The organism is Pseudomonas sp. Irchel 3E13, assembly GCF_900187455.1.
Lineage (GTDB): Bacteria > Pseudomonadota > Gammaproteobacteria > Pseudomonadales > Pseudomonadaceae > Aquipseudomonas.
On sequence record NZ_FYDX01000040.1, the window covers coordinates 1 to 4,584 of the forward strand.

Genomic DNA, 4,584 nt, shown 5'->3' on the forward strand with positions numbered 1-4,584 from the left:
TCAGCGATGCCGGTGGCCTGGCCAACGGCACTTACCGCCTGATCAACTACACCGGCACCCTGAACTACGGCGGTGCCAACCCGGGCATCTTCCCGGCGGATGTGGTGCTCGGGCAGATCACCCTGTCAATGGACAACGTGGCCAAGACGGCCAACATCGTCGTCAGCTCGCCAGCCCTGGCGATCCAGTACTGGGATGGCACCTCCTTGGCCGGCAACGGCACCGTCGAGGGTGGCAGCGGCATCTGGAACGCGACCAATACCAACTGGACCAAGTCCAGCGGGGCCATCAACGATATCTGGAGAGGCGTTTCGGCGATCTTCCAGAATGGCTCGGGCACCGTGGTGATCCAGGACACCCAGACCATCAGCGCCCTGCAGTTCAAGAGCGACGGCTACGTGTTGTACGCCGACGTGGCGGATGGCCTGAATCTGGTCAACGGCACCGGTGGTTCGGCGCTGGTCACTGTCGACAGCGGCATTACCGGAACGCTGGATACCCCGCTCTCCGGCACCGGAAAACTGCAGAAGAGCGGGGCCGGGACACTGGTTCTCACCCGTAGCAACCGCTACAGCGGCGGCACCACCCTGAGCGCGGGTACGCTGCTTGTCCGTGATGACGCCGCCTTGGGCAGCGCTGCGTTGAGCCTCGCCTCCGGCACCACCCTGCAGACCGACAGGTTCGAGCAGAGGCTGGCCAATAACCTGGTCTTCAGCGGTGTGTCCAACATCAATGTCGATGCCGGGTCCCTGACGTTGAGCGGCGGTGTCAGTGGTGCCGGTGGCCTGATCAAGATCGGCACCGGCAGCCTGACGCTGAGCGGCAATAACACCCAGTTGGGCAATACCTGGCTCAACGCCGGTAGCCTGGTGCTGGGCAGCAACACCGCGCTGGGCGCGGGTGCGCTGATCACGGCCCACAACACCACGCTCGACAGCAGCCTGTCGGGTGCGCTGATTGGCAACGATGTGGCGATCAGTGGTGACCTGACGTTCCTCGGCACCCGCGACCTGTCGCTTGACGGCACCTTGTCCGGCCTCGGTAACCTGATCAAGAACGGCGCCAGCACGCTGAGCCTGATGAAGGCCAGCAGCCTGAATGGCAGCGTCACGTTGAACCAGGGCACTCTACGACTGGGCGACAATAATGCGCTGGGCGCAAGCCTCAACAATTTGAACGTGACCGGTGTTTCGACGCTTCAGGCGCTCTCTAGTTTGAGCATCGCGAACTTTATCGACCTAGACGCACAACTGACTATCTCCGGCCCCAATGATCTTGCTATTTCCGGTTGGATTGGCGGGAACGGGGGCTTGATCAAGGACGGCTCTGGAACGCTGACCCTGTCCGGTGTGAACTCCTATCAAGGCGATACCGAACTCAAGTCTGGCACGTTGAAATTGAGCAGCACGTTGGGTGGCGGTGTTCTGGACGTTACCGGAGTTGCGTCGCTGGAAGCGACGCAAGCGCTGCTGCTGAGCAATCCAATGAACGTCGGCGGTTCGCTGACTCTACTTGGCAACTACGAAACATCATTTTTCCATGGACTCATCAGCGGCGCCGGCACCATAACCAAGACCGGTACGGCAGATCTGCGAATTGATGCAAACAGCCGCTTTAGCGGTACCTACAATATTGACGGCGGTCGAATCTATGCAGGCGTCAACAGCCTGGGTAATCCGACCCTGGTCAACATTGCTTCCGGGGCGATGCTCGAGCTTGGCTTCAGCGGCGAGATCGGAGAACTGAATGGTGCAGGTGGGGTCTTGCTTCATGGTGGCAACCTTACTGTCGCCAGCGGTAATTTCAGCGGGGAATTAAGTGGTAACGGCAGCTTGAGCAAAACAGGTAGCGGCATCCTGTTGCTCAGTGGTGCTAGCAGCCTGCGTGCTACCACCTTTGTCGACGCGGGTACGCTGCGAGTCGACGGCAGTCTGGGCGGCACGGTCATAGTCTCTAGCGATGCCGTACTGACCGGTAGCGGCTCGCTGGCCGGCAACGTGACCATCGCCAACGGCGGCCACTTGAGCCTGGCCGGCGGCTCGGTGCTGACCCTCGGTTCGCTGGTGCTGAACGACACGTCCAATCTCGACGTCGCCCTGGGCGCCGTCACACCGGGCGCGGCGGGCCTGGCCAATGTCACCGGCAACCTGACCCTCGACGGCAGGCTCAACATCGCCAATACCGGCGGCTTCGGCATCGGCGTGTACCGCCTGTTCGATTATGGCGGTGCGCTGACCAACAACGGCCTGGATTTCGGCACGCTGCCGAGTGGCGTTCCGCTCAACGAGCTGGCGTTGCAGACCAACGTCGCCAACCAGATCAACCTGGTCGTCGGCGGCGCCGCCGATATCCGCTTCTGGGACGGCAGCCAGTTGACCGGCAACAGCGTCGTCGACGGCGGCGACGGCACCTGGAACAGCACCAACAGCAACTGGACCACCACCAACGCTGGCTTCAATGAGGCCTGGAACAGCACCTTCGCGGTGTTCCAGGGTACGGCGGGCACCGTCACCGTTGACGGCACCCAAAGCGTCACCGGGTTGCAGTTCATCAACAACTACACCCTTGCCGGCGGCAGTGCTGGCCAGTTGCAACTGGTCAGCGGCATCAGCGGCGACACCGCGGTTCGCGTCGACAGCGGCAAGACCGCCATCCTCGACGTCAACCTCACCGGCAACGGCATCCTGAACAAACTGGACAGCGGCACTCTGGTGCTCAATGGCAGCAACAGCCATACCGATGGCACCCGCCTCTCGGGCGGCACCCTGGTACTGGGCAACAACGACGCGCTGGGTTCCGGCAGCCTGACGACTTCCGCCGGCACCACCCTGGACACCAACACGGCGCTCAGCCTGATCAATGATCTGCACCTCACTGGCGCACTGACGCTGGGCGGCAGCCATGACCTCGTACTGAACGGTCTGGTACTTGGCAATGGCACGCTGGTGAAGAATGGCAGCGGCACGCTGACCCTGAACCAGGCCAACGACTACGCTGGCACCACGCTCAACGCCGGCAAGCTGCTGCTGGGCAACAGCGCCGCCCTGGGCGCCGGCCTGCTTACTGTCGCTGGCCCGGCCAGCCTCGATACCAGCGCGGCAATGACGTTGGGCAACGCCATCGATTTCGGCGTCAATACCGGTTCCCGCCTGACCCTGGCCGGCAACCATGACCTGACCCTGAGTGGCGTGCTGAGCGGCAACGGCACCCTGATCAAGCAAGGCGTCGGCACCGTCGACCTGACGGGCAACAACGATTTCAGCGGCAGCTACCGCATCGACAATGGCCGCCTCAACCTGTTGGGCAGCACGACCACCGGCACCCTGGCGATCGACATCAGCACCGCCGGCACCCTCGGCGTCGGTGCCAGCAGCGCGGTGGGCCTGCTCAGCGGGCAGGGCGCTATCGCCCTGGAAAACAACAGCGTGCTGACCGTGGCCGGCGGCAATTACGCCGGCGCCATCAGCGGCACCGGCGGCCTGAACAAGGTCGATGCCGGCATCCTGACCCTGTCCGGCGTCAGCAGCATCAGCGGCACCACCACGGTGAGCCAAGGCACCCTGTCCGTCACCGGCCAAGGCGTGCTGGGCACCTCTGGGCTGACCGTCGCCAACGGCGCCACCCTCGCTGGCACGGGCCGCATCGACGGCGCCGTGACCCTCGCCGATGGCGGCCACGTGCAGCTCCTGAGCGGCAACACCCTGACCACCGGCAACCTGACCCTCAACAACGACTCCAACCTCGACGCCTTCCTCGGCGCCGCGATCGCGGGCCAGGCCGGAATGCTCAAGGTCAACGGCAACCTGGTGCTCGACGGCAAGCTCAACGTCACCGACGCCGGCGGCTTCGGCCTCGGCGTGTACCGCCTGATTGACTACACCGGCAGCCTCACCGACAACGGCCTGGCGATCGGCACGATCCCCGGCGGCCTGGTAGCGGGCGACCTGGAAGTGCAAACCAGCGTCAACAATCAGGTCAACCTGCTGGTCGGCGGCGCGGCGGGTAGCGTGCTGTTCTGGGACGGCAGCGGCGGCGGCACGGGCGCCATCAGTGGCGGCAACGGCACCTGGGGCGGAACCGGCAGCAACTGGACCAACGCCAGCGGAAACTTCAACCAGAGCTGGAACGACGGCTTCGCCGTATTCCAGGGCAACACCGGCACTGTCACCGTCGAAGGCACCCAGACCACCACCGGTCTGCAGTTCCTCACCGACGGCTACACCCTGGTCGCGGGCACCGCGGGCGAGCTGAACCTGATCAACGGCTCCACCGGCTATGCCGGCGTGCGCGTGGGCAGCGGCAACAGCGCCACCGTCGATGTCAACCTGACCGGCAGCGCCACCCTGAACAAACTCGAAGCCGGCACCCTGGTGCTGAACGGCAGCAACAGCTACAGCGGCGGCACCCAGCTCAACGGCGGCACCCTGGTCGTCGGCAACAACGCGGCCCTCGGCAGTGGCACCCTGACCACCGCCGACCTGACCACCCTGGACAGCAACCGCGCGGTGACCCTCGGCAACGCCGTGACCCTCAACGGCGGCCTGATCCTCGCCGGCAGCAACGACCTGAGCCTCACCGGCACCC

1 protein-coding gene is annotated in these 4,584 nt (G+C 64.4%); it reads left to right on the top strand.

What is annotated here, in order from left to right:
* A partial coding sequence (locus CKW37_RS32195) for an autotransporter-associated beta strand repeat-containing protein (protein ID WP_177454513.1) occupies positions 1-4,584 on the top strand: 4,584 nt, incomplete at both ends.